Source organism: Paraburkholderia sp. PGU19 (assembly GCF_013426915.1).
In the GTDB taxonomy this organism is placed as follows: domain Bacteria; phylum Pseudomonadota; class Gammaproteobacteria; order Burkholderiales; family Burkholderiaceae; genus Paraburkholderia.
The window spans coordinates 398,374-414,544 of record NZ_AP023181.1; the positions used below are offsets into that span (position 1 = coordinate 398,374).

General features: G+C 57.3%; 14 protein-coding genes and 1 pseudogene. 6 read left to right on the top strand and 9 right to left on the bottom strand.

The window, feature by feature from the left end:
• Positions 1-774 precede the first annotated feature (774 nt).
• The 3 genes and pseudogenes from H1204_RS31685 to H1204_RS31695 form a co-directional block, all read left to right on the top strand.
• A complete protein-coding gene (locus H1204_RS31685; protein ID WP_180734493.1) occupies positions 775-2,463 on the top strand; it encodes a sialidase family protein in 1,689 nt (562 codons plus the stop codon).
• A gap of 578 nt (positions 2,464-3,041) precedes the next feature.
• On the top strand, positions 3,042-4,463 hold the full coding sequence (locus H1204_RS31690) for a hypothetical protein (RefSeq protein ID WP_180734494.1): 1,422 nt from the start codon (positions 3,042-3,044) through the stop codon (positions 4,461-4,463).
• A 651-nt stretch (positions 4,464-5,114) separates the two neighbouring features.
• Positions 5,115-5,513 (top strand): annotated as a pseudogene (locus H1204_RS31695) (GFA family protein); the annotation flags it as partial.
• 74 nt (positions 5,514-5,587) lie between these two features.
• On the opposite strand, the gene H1204_RS31700 reads toward H1204_RS31695, so the two are convergent.
• On the bottom strand, positions 5,588-5,932 hold the full coding sequence (locus H1204_RS31700; protein WP_180734496.1) for a DUF1772 domain-containing protein: 345 nt from the start codon (positions 5,930-5,932) through the stop codon (positions 5,588-5,590).
• A 342-nt stretch (positions 5,933-6,274) separates the two neighbouring features.
• On the opposite strand from H1204_RS31700, the gene H1204_RS31705 reads away from it, so the two are divergent.
• Positions 6,275-6,526, top strand: a complete 252-nt coding sequence (locus H1204_RS31705) for a transcriptional regulator (protein ID WP_180734497.1) — start codon at positions 6,275-6,277, stop codon at positions 6,524-6,526.
• 42 nt (positions 6,527-6,568) lie between these two features.
• Here the strand turns inward: H1204_RS31705 and H1204_RS31710 are convergent, their stop codons facing one another.
• Both H1204_RS31710 and H1204_RS31715 read right to left on the bottom strand, forming a co-directional pair.
• The gene (locus H1204_RS31710; protein ID WP_180734498.1) at positions 6,569-7,183 is read right to left on the bottom strand and encodes an intradiol ring-cleavage dioxygenase; all 615 of its coding nucleotides are present in this window, start codon (positions 7,181-7,183) and stop codon (positions 6,569-6,571) included.
• Between the two features lie 236 nt (positions 7,184-7,419).
• Positions 7,420-8,049 carry a universal stress protein gene (locus tag H1204_RS31715; RefSeq protein ID WP_243468930.1) on the bottom strand — a complete coding sequence of 210 codons (630 nt, stop codon included), beginning with the start codon at positions 8,047-8,049 and terminating at the stop codon, positions 7,420-7,422.
• A 717-nt stretch (positions 8,050-8,766) separates the two neighbouring features.
• On the opposite strand from H1204_RS31715, the gene H1204_RS31720 reads away from it, so the two are divergent.
• Positions 8,767-8,985: a hypothetical protein gene (locus H1204_RS31720; RefSeq protein ID WP_180734499.1), complete on the top strand. Its 219-nt coding sequence runs from the start codon at positions 8,767-8,769 to the stop codon at positions 8,983-8,985.
• 118 nt (positions 8,986-9,103) lie between these two features.
• Positions 9,104-10,189: an AMP-binding protein gene (locus tag H1204_RS31725; protein ID WP_180734500.1), complete on the top strand. Its 1,086-nt coding sequence runs from the start codon at positions 9,104-9,106 to the stop codon at positions 10,187-10,189.
• Positions 10,190-10,963: 774 nt separating this feature from the next.
• Here the strand turns inward: H1204_RS31725 and H1204_RS31735 are convergent.
• From H1204_RS31735 to H1204_RS31760, 6 genes are read right to left on the bottom strand one after another with little or no spacing between them, the layout of a single operon-like run.
• Positions 10,964-11,827: a hypothetical protein gene (locus tag H1204_RS31735; protein WP_180734502.1), complete on the bottom strand. Its 864-nt coding sequence runs from the start codon at positions 11,825-11,827 to the stop codon at positions 10,964-10,966.
• 1 nt (position 11,828) lies between these two features.
• Entirely contained in the window at positions 11,829-12,527 is a 699-nt protein-coding gene (locus tag H1204_RS31740; protein ID WP_180734503.1) for an SDR family NAD(P)-dependent oxidoreductase, read from the bottom strand.
• On the bottom strand, positions 12,524-13,303 hold the full coding sequence (locus H1204_RS31745) for an SDR family oxidoreductase (protein WP_180734504.1): 780 nt from the start codon (positions 13,301-13,303) through the stop codon (positions 12,524-12,526). Before H1204_RS31745 ends, H1204_RS31740 begins: the two co-directional genes overlap by 4 nt.
• Before the next feature lie 6 nt (positions 13,304-13,309).
• Positions 13,310-14,527: a methionine adenosyltransferase gene (locus H1204_RS31750; protein ID WP_180734505.1), complete on the bottom strand. Its 1,218-nt coding sequence runs from the start codon at positions 14,525-14,527 to the stop codon at positions 13,310-13,312.
• A gap of 49 nt (positions 14,528-14,576) precedes the next feature.
• On the bottom strand, positions 14,577-15,068 hold the full coding sequence (locus H1204_RS31755; RefSeq protein ID WP_180734506.1) for an NUDIX domain-containing protein: 492 nt from the start codon (positions 15,066-15,068) through the stop codon (positions 14,577-14,579).
• On the bottom strand, positions 15,049-16,170 hold the full coding sequence (locus tag H1204_RS31760; RefSeq protein WP_180734507.1) for a myo-inositol-1-phosphate synthase: 1,122 nt from the start codon (positions 16,168-16,170) through the stop codon (positions 15,049-15,051). Before H1204_RS31760 ends, H1204_RS31755 begins: the two co-directional genes overlap by 20 nt.
• Position 16,171 lies beyond the last annotated feature (1 nt).

Sequence of the window (16,171 nt, forward strand, 5' to 3'; positions counted from 1 at the left end):
TCGACCTCATCGAACGCGAATGCCCCGAACAGCGGCTCACCTTCATTGGGAAAGCCAGTTTCCACACACCCTCGGCCGCTTTGCGTCTCGTGACTAAACGCCGTAATCGGACCATGCACCACGTCATGCAAAGGGCATGAGACGATCCGTTGCTGCCATTCACAAGTTCACCTTGAAGACGCCCACGTGGAAGGGTAAATCCGACACTCCGGGACAGGCTTCTTCGTGTCGGCCTTTGGGTCGCGACCGTGCCCTGGCGGCCCCGCGAAGCATGACTCATCGCCCCCTCCGATCCATCAGTATTCCGTAGAAACTGACAACGCTTCTCACATCTCCTTTCGTTGTATCCGGGAACGCTTGTCCGCAACTAATGGCGCCGCGCCATTGATTGGGCATCTTCTTCCTGCCCAGGATCTTATCGCGGGTATGAAAGCACCAGGGCAGAGCCCGGTTCTCACGTTGAAGGCGCCATGCTTCTGCAAGCACATACATGCTCCGCCCCGTTTCCGCAAACATCATGCCACGCCAATAGAGGTAAGGACGCCGTGGGATTAACTCGCATCCGTACTGAATTTTTCACACAAATGAGACTCCCGCGACCTAGTGTGTCTCTGTAGTCGCATCGGTCGGTGGGGGCGGCAGCAAGCGCTGGTTTTGCGGTAGAGCAAATCGCTTTCGCGTGTGAATTGGCCGTTCACACTGCGAGAGTCATGGTGCCGGTGATGTGCAGCCGGCAATGCAAGAGGCGTTTTACCCTTTTTCGCGAGGCACAGAATGAAATCAACTTTCAGACGCCTATCCCGTTTTGTTTCCCAAGGCATCGCAGGCGGCAGCGTCATCGCACTCACGTGCGCGATGGGTCCTGGCGCCCAGGCCCAAACACTCGGCCCGCTCGTCCAGGTTGCCGCGGGCGATCCGTTTAGCGGATGCACGGCCGACCAGGTACACGCGCAGGAGTCGGCATTCGGCAGCATTCTTTATCCAGCCACGTCGATTGAGCCATGGTTGGCAGCCGATCCGACCAGCACGTCTCGCCTTCTCGTTGGCCATCAGCAGGACCGCTGGAACGACGGTGGCTCGCGCGGACTCGTCGGCGTCGTCTCCACGGATGGGGGTGGCAGCTGGACCAATTCAATTCCGAGCGGCACTACCGAATGCGCCGGGGGCAAGTTTGGTCGCGCCTCCGATCCTTGGGTAGACTTTGCGCAGGACGGAACGGCCTTCTTCATGTCGCTGGTCCTGGACCCCATGCAGCCGACGAGTGCGTTTGGCGCACGCAATAGCGGGATGCTGGTCAACCGCTCCGTCGATCACGGCGCGACGTGGCAAGCTCCGGTCACGCTGATCCGAAACACCTCGCCGCATGTGCTGAATGACAAGAACTCGCTCACCGCCGATCCGACCGCGAACGGTAACGTCTATGCGGTGTGGGATCAGCTGAGCGTTTTCCCGCCAAGCAAGGAGTCCGCCCAATTGCTCGCGGGAAACGACGGTGTGGACATCGCGCGCAAACTGATCAATTCGACAGCGGGCGCGTCTTCGGTGTGTGCGCCGTTCACGAAACCGCCGTGCAAGGGCGGTGCGCCGTTCTTCAAGTTCAATTTTACCGGCCCGAGCTTCTTCTCACGATCCCTCGACAATGGCGTGACCTGGAGCACGGCCGCCCCGATTTACCAGCCGGGCACGAACAAACAGACGATCGACAACATCGTGCGGGTGTTGCCTGATGGGACCCTGCTCGATTTCTTCACCGCGATCAATGTCATGAGTCCGGGCAGCCTTAACATCGGCTATATCAAGTCCACGGATCAGGGCGGAACCTGGAGCGGGCCGGCGTTCGCCAGCGATATTGACGTGGTCGGAGTGGTCAGTCCTGACAGCGGCCAGCCGTTACGCGATGCCGCCATTCTCTACAGTGTCGCTGTGAACCCGGTCACGGGAGCAATCTATCTCGCCTGGCAGGACGATCGCTTCGTGACAGCCACCTGCACTACGCCCACTGGAACAATCCCGATCGACGGGATCGCCTTCAGCGAGTCGGATGACTTCGGGAAAACCTGGTCAATGCCGGTCATGATCAACAAGACCCCGGCCAATTCCACCAACGCGTGCCGACAGCAGGCATTCATCCCGGCGGTGGTCGCGTCGGGGGACGGCAAGACCGTCGTGGTGACCTACTACGACTTTCGTAACGACACGAACACACCCGCCGGCGTCGAGGGCACCGACTATTTCGCGGTCTTCTGCACTACCGGGTGCACGAGCCCTGGCAACTGGGGCAATGAGCAGCGACTGACCACGGCTTCGTTCAACATACTGAACGCTCCGGTGGCGCGTGGCCATTTCCTCGGCGATTACATGGGCCTGGCTGCTAGCGGACTCAAGACCGTGTACCCGCTGTTCGGCATAGCCACGGCTCCCAACGTGACGGCCGAATACACCCGCCAGATCTCATTGCCGTAAGCGCAACGGGCGGCGACTGGATGTCGTCGCCCAGTCCTCCGGGATACGAGCTGAAGGACCGTTCATGGCCGACGGACCGATCCGGTCGGCCGAAACCGACCCAATCCGGCCATAGGGCAGCCATGTTCTCTCAACGGCAGCTTACTGATTGGTAGCCGTCGTCGGTGCCAATCTGCTGTCCATGGGTTACCTTGTAACAAACACAACACATTGCCAATGTCTCCGCTAGTCTTCAAGAATGTCGAGGGGCGATCGTTCCTGTTCTACGGTTGAGGGGCAGGAGAGACAAATGCGAGACTAGTGACAATGCGACGCACACGAGTTCTTGCAATATGAGCGCAAGTTGAGTGGGGGTGGCTGCCGAATCGGCAACGTCGATGAGGCGCGCGTGCACCCGGTGGAGTATTTGCGAAGATCTAGGCCGGTGCCTGCGTAAAAGATCTGAGCAAGCATTATACAAATCGACGGCACGGGTCGCCTGACCGGGGGGGCGGGGCGAAAAGCAGTGAGGGATTTACAAATGGAACATCCTGGCCACAGTCGCCTTGCCGACCAAAGCATGGAAGGAATAGCTTGACGTGGAACCCTTTATCTCTGCGATCATCCGCACACATCTCGTGCTAGTGGCAATATCGACAGCGCTGCTCGTGTATGCGTTGTCGCCCCACGACGCGCAGCGCTTCTATGCCGACCAGATCGAGGCTGAGGCTATCGAGCGCTACGCTCAACACAGTGATGATTTCCGGCCGAGCCGTCCATTTTCCTCTTCCGTTATTGCAGATTCCGAGCAGCGCTTCCACGATATTGCGGAATCGTTTCGACGAGTTGGCGTTGCCAAGACGGTACAGTACGATGCACCGCTTTCCGAATTGCCACCGGGTCCAAATTCGCGACTTAGCGACATAGCTTCGTTTTTTGACACGCCCCCGGTACTATACCCAGTCGCTCCATCCAATAATGTTCTCCGTCAGGCGTTCGACCATGCGTTCGGCACTACAAACGACCCGCCAATGTGTTGGCGGCGAGAGGAACCTACGATTCTAGAGCGATGTGATCCCATTCAGGAAGGGGCGCAATTTGATTACGCCACCGTACGTGACTTAAGAGGCAATCTCCACTCTCCCGATACACCACGGTGGGTCCTGATACTACGATTTTTCGCAGAGGCAAGAGTTTACGAACAACAGGATGATCAGTCCTGGTACGGGCAATTTTATTGGCGTTATTATGCGATGCCCCTTGATGGGATTGATACGCAACATAAAGAGCCGTCTTGGGTATCGAATACGATTAAAAAGATATTGAAGGCAAATCCTCAGCTTTCGACTGTGCGCCAGAATCCAATAAAGCGCACTGTCCTGACGCTCGTAGCAAAGGTCTTCTCCGACAATCGCTCTGAAGAAAGCACACCGAACGGCCTTCAAATCGACATGCCGTTGTCTAGGGGGAATTTCGCGGACGCGTTTCCTAACCTAACCGAAGCATGGGGCGAGATTGCCGCCATGACAGCTACCGAAGCAGTTAAGTATTTTCGGGATAAAGCCGGCGCGGCGCGGCAAAATTTGAACGTCATCGGCCAACCACTCGACGAGCGCATCCTCTCGTTCGCGGGGCCAGTTGCCGTGCTGTTTGTTGCGGCCTATTTGCTTTGCAATTTGCTTGTCATGCGACGTGCGCTGGTAACGTATGAAGCGCCGACAGCTAACGCACTACTTTTCACATGGATAGGATTGCATGAGAAGGGTATTCCATCGTTGGTCACTACAGCGTCCATTCTTTACTTGCCTGTTATGTCATCCATCTCTCTATACATCCAGTCTGCCGGTGCGCTCGACGTTGGTAAGGCGGTGGGCTTGGGTGCAACTACCTTGACGGCGGTATGCGCCAATCAGGCGCTGAAGGTCACGACACTGCTGCACGCCGACCTCGAAAGGGCGAGAAGTGTGGCGAGAGGAAAAGCCGGTTCGGACCGACGGGCTGCGAAGGGTAACAAAGACTAGCCACGTTTTTCTCGCACCGTTGCGAAATGTCCTGCGGCACTCTGCAACACGCGCCTTCACGGGCTTGAGCTTGAGAAGGCTGGCCACCTGCCAGTCTCACTGATCTGCAGCGCGCATCTGGACATTTCTCAGACGCCCGGAATAGATGAGTAAGTCATTGATCTTGCAGAACTGGCAGTCTCACGAATTCCGTTTCCGTGGTAGAAATCAAAATCCCCGACCCGCCACACGCCAATACTGCCCGGCTTGAACTCATTAGACTTAATAAAGGCGGATCGACGTCATCCCCATCACCGTAGTAAAAGTTCCGACGGCGGCAATAGCATCCTCAATCTGCAGCCGAAGCGGTCGCCCCACATTTGAATCCGTGGACTAGGGCGCCAGCTAGCGCAGAATCTGATCAATGCGGGAAGGTCCGTTTTCTAGGGCGAAGCGGTCGTCCAAATGCCCAATTGCGGGCTGCGGTGAACGACCCTTCGTGGCCGGATAGCGACAGATGACCGATCGCCGGCCCGCACGCGTTCGGCGAAAGTCGAGGCGCCCGAATAAAGCTGCGGGCCGCCAACATGGCTGCATCACTCATACGCCCGCACGGCCCGCGCTTGCGTCGTATTCTTGAAGACGTTCGCGACAGAATATGCGGGGACAAGGATGAAGACCGATGACGTATTGGAAGGAGGCTGCGCATGCGGCGCTATCCGCTATCGAGCCACGGCTGTTCCGACCGACGCCGGCTTTTGCCACTGCCGCTTGTGCCAGAAGACCACCGGCGCCGCGGTGACCGCATCCGCGTCGGTTCCGATCGGCGAGTTCGAGTACGTCCGGGGTGAGCCGCGGGTGTACAAGTCGAGCCCATGGGGCGAACGGCGCTTCTGCGGTCATTGCGGTACGCAACTCGAGTATCGCGAGTCGGCAGCGCCGCAAACGGTCGAAATCAACTACGCGACGCTCGACGATCCCACAAGGATCAGCCCGTCATGGCACGTGTGGTGCGCGAGCATGTTTCCTGGCCTCTCGTTGAGCGACGACTTGCCGAAGTATCAGGACGGTGCGTCGCCCGCTTCGCGGTCTCTCGAGAAGTGCGTTCGGCTCAGGCGGCTCGGGCGGTTCGCGACGCCTGCGGCTCACGCGTGCTGCATCCATGCGGTTGCCAGAAAGATTAGCGATGCGGCAAGGCTCGACACGCTGCGAACTGCATGAAGGCTGCCCCACTTCTCGAGCAACGCCCGCGTTTCAGCCGATGCGAGATCACGCCCTTGCATTAATAGCTGCGCGTTAGTGGGCTTAATGATGATCAAGGTGAGGGATATGATCGTGCAGATCTGGATCGGTTCATTTTGATCGAGCCTTGCAGCAAGGAGAGCAACCATGAAGAGCGTTTTGATGAGCGTTTTGATGGGCGTTTTAGCGGGTCTCTCATTCGGGGGCCTTGCCGCCCAGAATTGCAACGACATAAAGACCAATTGCATCGACAATTACAACCGGGACATCGAAGCTTGTGGAAAATCCTCCGACAGACAAGCAGAACTTTGCAAGGCGGACGCACAAAATCGATATCTGTCATGCGTTCAGACTGGTGGCTGTGGGGGGTAACGGCGCGGGTGCGGCGGCCTTCACGATGTCCTTCGTTCGCTGCGTCAGCATAACCTGGCTCCTTCACAACGCCGGGGAGCGCCCCCGCCTAGCTCAAGTCTATACAACGACGGCGCGTTTGATGAGACCGAGTCGGCCCGGCTCGAGCCGAAAGCGGCGGCCGAGAGCATACTAGCATCGGTTGACGATATCTCCGTTGAACACATCGGGGGACGAACATGCACCTGATCGAACCAGATGAACACAAGAATTTTCTCGCGACCCTGCAGCGCAACGGTTTGACAGAAGGAGATTTCGATCTTCGGGAAACCGATACGACAGACCCCAAGAGTGACGAGAACTGCGGTCTACAGGGCTATGTCTGCATAACCAGGCTATCGACGCAGGTTACGAAGGAATACCCGTTATGCGACGAAAGCGATTGGCTACAGCATTTCACGAGAGATCTCGATGCGGGCGTCTTCGGCTGACCGGAATGAAATCCCGGGCGCCATCGAAATCCGTGAGTTGCGCTACGCAAACGCGAGCACGAAATCGAACCGGGCTGCCTTGCGCCCGCGGTCGTCGCCCATCATCATCAACAGCCGGCGATCAAACAGGAAATCGCGAGCGTTTCGCTGCTCGCCCGGAAAGTAAAGTTGGGTCGTAAGAGTGGGCCCGTTCGGCGCTTGCACCGTCACATGGAAGTGTCGTGTGCGTCCCGGATACAGACCCGGCACGATGGTCTCGAGGCGATAGCGTCCCTCGCTGTCGGAGAATTGGTGACCGCGCAGCCGGAACCCCTCGACATCGTATTCTCCGGCGTCATTAGCGTGCCAGAAATCGAGCAAAGCCCCGGACACCGCCCTGCATCGTGTCGACAGCACCTGCCCGGTCAGGACAATCTTCGTTCCATTGATCCCCGGTTCGAGCAGCGATGCGCGTTGCGGCGAGTGCGGCAGGAAGAACGGGCCTGCCGTCTGCCGCGGCGTCGGTCCGTGACCGTCGTCGCAGGCGGGGGTCGGTGAAACTGCGTCGGCCCGGCCTTCGTCGGTTTTTCCGAGCGCCAACAGCAGCAACGTGGACGGCACCACACCCGACCTGCGAAGAAAATCGCGCCGCCCCTGGCTCACACTTCGTGCGCGCATCGTGGACCCTCGTTGTTTCACGCCCGATCGTCACGCCGCGCGATCCGCGCTGGGGAGTCGACGGGCGTCCGTGCGCGTCCCGTCGAAGTTACCAGAGCCCGCACCGGTGCCAACCATGGTAAGCCGAAACTTCAGGTCGGGTGAGCCGGCCGCGGGGTCGCGACCAGCCGTAGTCGACCCTGAAGAGACGGTCGTATTTCCCCAAAACGGACGCTCCTCTGCCTGGGATCCTGAGGTTAGCCCTTCTCCCGGGTTTCGATCAGTACCGCACAGGGCGCCTTCTCGATGACTATTCCGCAGGTTGACTGGTTGGCCCAGCGGCGTAGCCGTGACAGATGGTGATGTCCCATCACAATGACTTCCGCAGTCAGCTGCCGGGCTTGTTCGACGACGACTTCGGGTGGATTTCCCGCGCAGAAATGCTGCTCCACCGTAAGGTTCCGGGCGGCGAGCTGTGCAGCTGCTGCAGCCAGGACGGATTGTGCGAAAGACGTCTGCGCATGTGCGCACGGATAGGTCAAGCCATCTGGCGCGACACCGTCCTCGCAACCGGGAGGCAACGCGTAGGATGGGTCGACAACGCATAGAAGGTGTACGGTTGCCGTACCGGGTGCCGCCACACGGCCGGCCAGCTCGACGACGTGGACAGTCTGGGGTGAGCCGTCCAGCGGGACGAGGAGAATATTGAACATGGTTACAGATACCCCTCGAAGATTGGATTCACGCCTCCGCGACACGCGCGACCATTTGCGGCTGTCCATTAAGCGCGTCATGACACACGTGGCGCAGCACGGAACCTCGTTCGCCCAGCGCGCGATTGCCGTAAAAGGGCTCTCGCTATCCGGTGAAAAACGCAACATGTACATTGCAGAATCGTGCAAGTGCCCTGTCAAGTAAACGAGTGAATTGGAAAAGCTGTGCGTGTCGCCGGTTGAATTGAGCAATGGCTGGAATGCACATGCCCTGGTAACGTGGACTACTGGATGCGCGTCGATTGATTGTTGACGATTTTGGAGGCGGTGCAGAATGGCTGAATGTGGCCGCACCCGGTCACACGACGAACTGCCGTAGTCGACCCTTAAGTGCCGTTCGATTTCGTCAATAGCGGCCGTTCAGCACGCTCACCCGAGTTCGTCTTGAGCATTTTATTAATCACCCACATGTTGAATCGATGCTGACGAGTGCACTGTGCAGAAAGTACGCCAAGGAACCCGCGTGTGTACTGACCTGCGCTAATCACTTATCTTTTCGACGCGGCCACGTCTGCTAGCTACCGCGCATTTTCGACTCGAAAGATATTTTGGACTTGCGGAAAACGTTGACTAGACTTCATAACAAACTAATGCAGCAAAAACTTGGCATGACCTTGTGCCGGCCAGAAGTTCTCCTCACCACCAGATAGTGCAATCGCCCTCAACACGAGCTAGCACCTCCGAAATTAATCTGCAGGCGTATTGTAATAAGGCGAGGGGCGGGGCGTTCATCGCTGGCGTTGAGATGGCGCTCCAAAGTCGGCGGCTACGATTCGCCATCTCGCTGCGGCTTGTTGCATCAACCTTAACTCCATATAGCAGGAGGTTTAAATGTCGCAATCCGCATCGGAGCTCGACCAAGTCATTAGCCAGGTTGCTGACCGCACTGGCGTGAGCGCAGAAGATGTGAAGAAGGTGCTGAGCAATCTGGGCCTCGACTACGCCGTTGAGTCGGTGGCTAGAATCGCAGGAGCGGACAAGCTGTCGAGTATCAGTCCCGACAATTTGGTGGTCGGCATCCGGTACGAGAATGTCGTCGTCGCCAAATGAACGATCGGTCCTCGGTCGTATAGTTAGGAACTTTCCCTGCTTCTCCTTTGCGCTTGATGAATACATATTGTCGCTAAAGTATACGCAACAGATCGCCTCGAAATGGGACGCTGCTCGCATGCTGGACGCGGGAGAGGTAGGGACGGACTACGTGCTGTCGCAGACAGCCGTCGGCGGCGTTGCCCGTCGACGAGAGCAGTCAGCGCGCGAAGAGCCCGTCAACATCTGGTTGAAGACAACTAGTGGTACCACTGATGATGTCAAGACCGTCTCCTACAGCGAGAGCTTCTACTTCCAGCAGCTATTTTTGCCGATCCGGTGGTTTTTCTATCGCGCCAACGTAGCGCCAAACCTTGATGGTGTGGTGGTCTCGATCAACAATAGCGGTCGGTCGGGCAATTGGCTGTTTAAAGATCCAGCAGGCTGGTTCGGCGCAATCGCTTTGCTAAACATCGATGAGCGAGATCCCTCGTCGGTTTTCGCGGCTTTGGAGATCGCGGAAGCGCTTCGGCCCACCGCAGTGATTTCAAAACCGCCGCTCTTTGAACTCTTTGCGGAGATGGGAGCGCTTGAACGCCTACAGGGTGCTGCGTTCTTGGTCAGCAGCGGCGCAGAGCTTGATGCGTCTCTGAAGCATCGCCTGGAGTGGGCAATTGGTTGCCCGGTCCTCAACTGTTACGCCCTAAGCGAAACTTCTGTGGTTGCGATCGAATGCCCTCAGGGGCAGGGATTGCATGTCACTCCCTGTTCGTCTCAAGTGCACCTTAATAGCATTATCGGAACTATGGGCGAGATCATCATCACCGCTCGCGCGGACAATGCCATTCTCGTGGAAGATTTCCACACCGGCGATTTCGCGAAGTTGTGCGAGACCCCATGTTCGTGTGGTTCGCAATCCGCGCGCCTCATGCATCTGGAAGGCAAGCGGCTGCCCCTGTTTTGTCTTCCAGACGGATCATTTCTCGATCCAAGCCGACTCAACCGGACCTTGCCGCCGATTCTGGGCACGCATAGGTTCAAAGTGCACCAGACATCCGCGACGGAATTCACAATCGCGATGCCGCCGCACGCGTTCAGGAATGCGGAAAATTCGGTTGACGTTGCGGCGGCGCTGAGCGGCATCTTCCCACGAGGTTGTCAGTTGTCGTTCTTTCTTACGCAGGATTTATCAAAACGGACAAAGTTCGTCCGGTCGTTCGGATGACGCCTCGGGAAAGCAATGAATCGGCGTTATAACGGCAGATAGTTCGTTAGCCGTATCAACGTCTAGATTCTGCGCTTCTGTGGCGCACTTCCACGTGTTGTCGACGAACTTTCAACATATTGCGACCCCGCGAGAAAATGCGTCCACGACATCACTCTAAAGGTAGCTCAAGCCTCGGTCGACGTACTCCCTTACCACATCCGCGGAATTCTTGTAATTGTCATTGGTGAATTCTTCGCCAAGTCACCTATCTCGAATTCGACTTTCAAACATATCAACTCACCGTTCTCAATATCCAAGCCAGCAAAGCTCATGAGCCAACCTCGATGACCAACGAGACATATTCGTCTTTCAGAACGACTGGCCAGACTCCGTATCAATCGAGCGGTACTCGCTTCGGCAAAAGCCTCCGGGAAACAGATTGCGTTCTGACGACGTATTATCAGACTAGGTTGTGCCTTTGCCAGAAGATCTGGCGGAAGCGGTAGGTCGCCTTCATTATGAGGCGTCTCTGTCAGGTCATAGTCGACTTCGACCTGAGTGGCCGTCGTGCGGGCGACCGCTATCGCCGTGTCGATACACCGTCTCAACGGTGATGTCACGATCAGTTCGGGTCTCCATTCGGCTAATATTGCCACGATTCCTGGTAGCATCTGGCGGCCCCGACCACAAAGCGGTGCGTCGGCGATTCCGGGCCAGGGCAAACCAAGTAACCAAGCCTCATTGTCTACCGACATTGCGTGACGAACGAACGCGAAGCGGACTTCGCAAGCTTTAGTTTGGCCGTTCATCGATGAAGCTCTTCATGCCGCGAATCGCCCCTCGCAACGGCATTTCTTCCAGCTCGGCGAAGAGCTGTGCAAGCCTAGTGCGATCGCGGCAAGCTTCCAACTGTTTCTCACTCAGTGCAACACCGTAGCGCAGCATCCTTTCCTGAAAGCTCCCACCTTCAGGAAAGAGAAATGCCAACTGAAAAGTGGCCTCAATGTACCCCGGAGAAATATGGAAGAAATTGCGCGCGACCGATACGTCCTTAAGGCCAAGTTCGGCAGCATGCGCCAATGCACTGGCACGCAAGCTGCCCGCTTCCGCTCGGCTAGGACAAATGTTGCCTACCAGCGTCTCGCGCATCCGATGCAAGCCAAGTCCGGTCGCTCGGCACTCCAGCGCAGTGATTGCCGCCTTCTCGGCATAAAACCGATCACGAAACTCAGGGAAAAAATGATTAAGCACGACGCAACGCAGCTCGACAAAGTGGGCGGCGTATGCGCCTGGGCCAAGCTTGATGACTCTGCCACTGTCACCCTCGACACAAAGTTGCGAGGCAGATTTCGCAAATTCGGTACACGCCTGATCAGCTGAGAATCTCATGGTACCCGGTGCTGCTTGCGCCAGTGCATCACGCTCGCCTGAATTCAACGCTTGCTCGCCCATCTGCGCAATCAGTGACAAGCGCGGATATATGAAATCGAGTGCTTGCCGACTGCGAAGTGGATGCCCGGTGAATTGTCCTTGGTCCAATATCTCCACATGGTGGCGTTCAAAATGCTCATAGATCAGTCGCAGAAGTCGCGGTCTATCGACCTCGGGCCGGTTCGCCTCCGGCTTGAGTAGAATGAGAAATTGATAGGTGGTCATTTCACCAGCCAAAATCTTCTGAATCTCTCAATAGAACACCGTTCTTCGGAGGGTCCAATGCCGCCGCGACGATACCCTCGGCACCTTGCTCTATGGAACGAACTGCTCGGTCACCTCCCATCCTGGTGCGTACCCAACCCGGACAAACAGCATTGACGATGATCCCATGTCCCCGCAGACGCTGTGCGACGCATCTTGAGAGCGCAGTGAGCGCAGCTTTGCTGGTGCGGTAGTAGATAGCGTCACCTGCTAGCTCTACGTTTCGCCCCATCCCACTCGATACGTTCACGATCACACCCGATCCCTGCCGAATCATAATGGGGCTGACCGCAGCCATTGTCCGGGCAGCCCCAACCAGATTGACGTCAAGCGTCGCCTGCAGAAGTGTCAAAGGAAGCAATTCCGGATTAAAAAGGTCTTCTCGATCAAGATACACCCCTGCATTATTGACTAGGATATCGATCGCACCGAATCGAGACACCGCGTACGCCACGACGCTGCGAACCTGCACTTCGTTCGTGACGTCCATTTCCGAGTGATGCACGCGGAAATGCGTAACCGTGCTATTCGGCAGCTTCCTATATGTCGCAAGGACAATGCAGTTGTGCTGGGCGAGCCTATGCACCACTTCGGCTCCCAAGCCTTGGCCGCAGCCGGTGACCAATGCGACCCGCGTTCGACCCGTGGTCTGTACAGTCATACGATGCTGTACCCCCCGTCCACGACCAGATTGGCTCCGGTGATGAAGCTGGCCTCGCTTGATGCGAGGAACGCAACGGCATTGGCGACCTCGTGAGGATCGCCCAAGCGCCGCATCACGTGCTTACCTCCCAAGTCCGGATGTTCGTCGGCGCCGCCACGATCGATCCCGAATCGGCGCAGGATGTGCGCCGCATTTGATTCGGTCCAAATTGTGCCGGGACTTACAGAATTCACTCTGATGCCCGCTGCCGCGAGATCCAGCGCCATGCATTTTGTGAGGGTCAGCAGCGCGCCTTTCGAAGCATTGTAAGTAGCAAAATGCGATTGCGCGTGCGTCGCCGAGACCGAGCAGATGTTGACGATAGAGCGATTGATTCCCACGAAACGCGCGTGCGTGGCCATCCAGTGCGCCAACCGCGCGCAAGCGACAACGTTGAGCTCAAACACCACCTGCCAGTCTGATGGCTCTGCTTCGATCCCTTTCATCACGAAAGCAGCCGAATTGTTGATCAGCACGTCACACGAGCCGCGCCATTCGATTGCCTGTTCAATGGCTGAGCGTCGGTCTTCTTCGCGTGAGACGTCGAAGTGGCCGAATTTAATCGCGTCACCAGCAACCGAGAATGTTTGGCGTGCGGTTTCGAGCGCTTCGTTGTCTTTGTCGACCAGCATTACGTTGGCGCCTTCCACTAGGAGCTTGCGGACGCACGCGGCGCCGATGCCGGCTGCGCCTCCCGTGACAACCGCAGTCTGATTTTCGAGTCTTTTCGTCATGACCGGTCAAAATAGGCGTGCCGATCCCGCAAGCAGCTCGGTACGGATCACATCGATGTCATCGAGCGCATTGCCAGCTATTTGCGCGGTGCGGCTCGCACAATTTTCCGGAATTGCCGTCTCGGCATCGCAGTGAACCGCAACGATCGACGGCGCCTGAACCGGGTCGCCCTTCTTGGAGAAGATGTAGACCGTGGTCGCCACCTCAAGCTCGCGGTACACCTGCTCGGCGATCAAGCTGGCCGCGACGTTGAGCAGCTTGCCGGTGTGATCCAACGGGTTTTTTCCCGCACTGGCCTCGATACTCATACTTCGCATCGGCGTAATGAGCCCCGAATGTCTGTTGCCTCGACCGACGACGCCGATATCCCCCGTATCGAGACACGTGCCGGTGGCGGTTAGATACGCTCGACCGTGTATCCATTCGGGGTTCACGACGACATCGCAGTCGGAGGTTAAATAGTCACTGCAGTACAGCTTCAGCTCGGCCTCGAGCGCTTCTCGCATATCAAGGTAGGTCGCCAAGCTTTCAACGTGCGACGCAAGCATCGGGATATTCGCGAGCACCCGCGTCTTTGCACCCACACGAGTCACGACCGTCTTAATGTCGGAGCCGAGCCAAGGCCGCCTGCTTTGTTGCTGCGGAGAAAGCAGAAATCTCTCGAGATCAAGTGAGAGCAACTCGCTCGGCGTATATGGGGCAAACCCCACACAAAGATTGCAATCATTGGAGACTAGCCTGCCGGACTCGAGTTCCTTCACCTCGCTGGCTGACTTTGGGCGGTACCGGGTCGAGCGCTGACCGGGTCCCACGCTGTCGCACACGCTGAGTTCGCAGACACAATACTCTTCGAAGCGAAAATTCTTGAGAGTACCGGCGAACACATGTGCCACCGCTTCTCGGAAGATTCGCATTAGCGGGATCTCCTCGTTGCCAACCGCACGCACCGCCTTTCCAGCAAGGATTGCACGTACCGGACGAATCATCCGCCCCGCCCGGAAGTCAACGTCTGCCTCCCCGCCAATCAGCATCACTTTGTCGAACCAGTGATGGGCGACGGCGCCAAAGCGGTCCATGCAATGAGACGCATATCGGCGAGACGTCTCTTCGGCAATCGCATCCGCAAGCGTGTCGGGATGGCCGAAGCCCTTACGCTCGACCATTTCAATTTGCAACGACGCAGGATTTGTTCGACCATCGTTGCGAAACTCGAAAGCATTCATATTCCCCCCACGATCGGTCTTTCGGCGACAGTGGCCGACGGACGGCACGTCAGTCTCCGCGCTCCAACCGGACGAGCTTGCGTTGTGGGACGGCACCACCTAAGAGTTCGGCGAGCAATGACGCCAAATCGACTGGTACGAACTTTGCGGCCGAGGCTGCAATCTCATGAGGCGCCCACCAACGAAGTTCGTGCGTGCTCAAGACCTCTTCTTCGTCATGGCCGACAAATGTGTAGTCTGCCGATCGAACTCTTACAACATAGAAGTGTTCGATGAGGCGAACTAGGTTGCCGCCCCAGTTCACGGTTTCGTCACCGAGCCAGACTTCCTGCCCGATTTCACATCGGACTTCGGCAAGTTCCTCGGCCAACTCACGCGCTAGGGCTTGCTGCAGCGACTCGCCTTCTTTTAGCCGACCACCGACTGTGACCCAGAGATCGCGGCCTGCAGCAGCGCCTAGCGGGGTCACTCGACTGAGTAAAATCCTTCCGGCATCGTCGATCACCAACGCGCGAACGCTCTCACGAATCGTGGTCATCATGCATCTCCAGTATCGGTTGCAACGGAATGTCGCCGTTCAAATGTTGGACAAGCCGAACGTACGCTGAATGTGCCGTGGAATGGGGCACTGGGATCAGTGGGTTCTTAAACAGATGCGCGCATGCTTCGCGCGCCGATGTGGGCGTTTGACGTGTGAGCATTGCGATGCGGATTGCGTCGGCGATGACGCTGACAACGTTCGGGCTGTCCTCGACATCAAGTCGCGCCTCGATGTTGAGCTTCATGCCCAGCACTGAAGTACCCTCAAGGCGGATATAGGCGATTTTGCGATCCTGCAGAAACGGTACGAAGCCGGTTGGCCCCGCTAGGATATCGACGTCAGATTCGATCCCGGCGCCCTCAAGGGCGGCACGTTTTGAATTCCTTTTGCTGGCTGAACGAGCTTGATCCGCGAGATTCTTGAAATCGGCGTTGCCACCGATGTTGAGTTGATAGGTGTGGTCGACGTGAATGTTGCGGCTGCTAAAAAATTCGATCAGCAAGGTATGAAGAGCGGTTGCGCCGGCGTGGCTCTTCATGTCGTCGCCCAAAAGCGGCACGCCCGCGCGCTCGAACATGGAACGTAATTCCTTGTCGTGCATTATCGCCTCGGGACAGGCGTTGATGAACGCGACGCCCGCGCGGCAGGCAGCGACCGAGTAGTTACGGGCGTCCTGGCGCGAGCCGGTCGGAAGATAGCACACGGCGACGTCAATTTCCGCGGAGCGAAGCTCGCTCTCAATGTCGGAAATCGCGCGTCCCGCACAAAGGGCGTGCGGCTTGATAAGCGCGCTCAGCGGACCGTCCAACCCGTCGGCTAAAAGTCCGGGCCTTACTTCCAAGTCTTGCGCCCCGACGTCGAAATAATTTGTTGTGCAGTTAGGCGCTGCAGCCATGGCATCTCGAAGGTCGCATCCTACCTTTTTCGCCGAGACATCATAAGCTAGCACGACTCGCACATCGCCGAGTTTGTAGCCCCCAATGACTGTGCTTTCCAAGCCCCGCTGGTCATCGCGGTCGCGGCTTCCGATGATTGCCTGCACAAGGCTAGAAGCGCAGTTTCCAATTCCAAAGATGGCTAGGCGGATCTCTCTTGCGTTCATT

Bases quoted from the DNA above. Each gene is read 5' to 3' on its own strand.
- H1204_RS31705 (WP_180734497.1), top strand. From the start codon at position 6,275: ATGCACCTGATCGAACCAGATGAACACAAGAATTTTCTCGCGACCCTG.
- H1204_RS31685 (WP_180734493.1), top strand. From the start codon at position 775: ATGAAATCAACTTTCAGACGCCTATCCCGTTTTGTTTCCCAAGGCATC.
- H1204_RS31740 (WP_180734503.1), bottom strand. From the start codon at position 12,527: ATGACTGTACAGACCACGGGTCGAACGCGGGTCGCATTGGTCACCGGC.
- H1204_RS31700 (WP_180734496.1), bottom strand. From the start codon at position 5,932: ATGCAATTGGTCTTTATGTCGTTGCAATTCTGGGCGGCAAGGCCCCCG.
- H1204_RS31745 (WP_180734504.1), bottom strand. From the start codon at position 13,303: ATGACGAAAAGACTCGAAAATCAGACTGCGGTTGTCACGGGAGGCGCA.
- H1204_RS31755 (WP_180734506.1), bottom strand. From the start codon at position 15,068: ATGATGACCACGATTCGTGAGAGCGTTCGCGCGTTGGTGATCGACGAT.
- H1204_RS31715 (WP_243468930.1), bottom strand. From the start codon at position 8,049: ATGTACATGTTGCGTTTTTCACCGGATAGCGAGAGCCCTTTTACGGCA.
- H1204_RS31735 (WP_180734502.1), bottom strand. From the start codon at position 11,827: ATGACCACCTATCAATTTCTCATTCTACTCAAGCCGGAGGCGAACCGG.
- H1204_RS31720 (WP_180734499.1), top strand. From the start codon at position 8,767: ATGTCGCAATCCGCATCGGAGCTCGACCAAGTCATTAGCCAGGTTGCT.
- H1204_RS31725 (WP_180734500.1), top strand. From the start codon at position 9,104: ATGCTGGACGCGGGAGAGGTAGGGACGGACTACGTGCTGTCGCAGACA.
- H1204_RS31750 (WP_180734505.1), bottom strand. From the start codon at position 14,527: ATGAATGCTTTCGAGTTTCGCAACGATGGTCGAACAAATCCTGCGTCG.
- H1204_RS31710 (WP_180734498.1), bottom strand. From the start codon at position 7,183: ATGCGCGCACGAAGTGTGAGCCAGGGGCGGCGCGATTTTCTTCGCAGG.
- H1204_RS31760 (WP_180734507.1), bottom strand. From the start codon at position 16,170: ATGAACGCAAGAGAGATCCGCCTAGCCATCTTTGGAATTGGAAACTGC.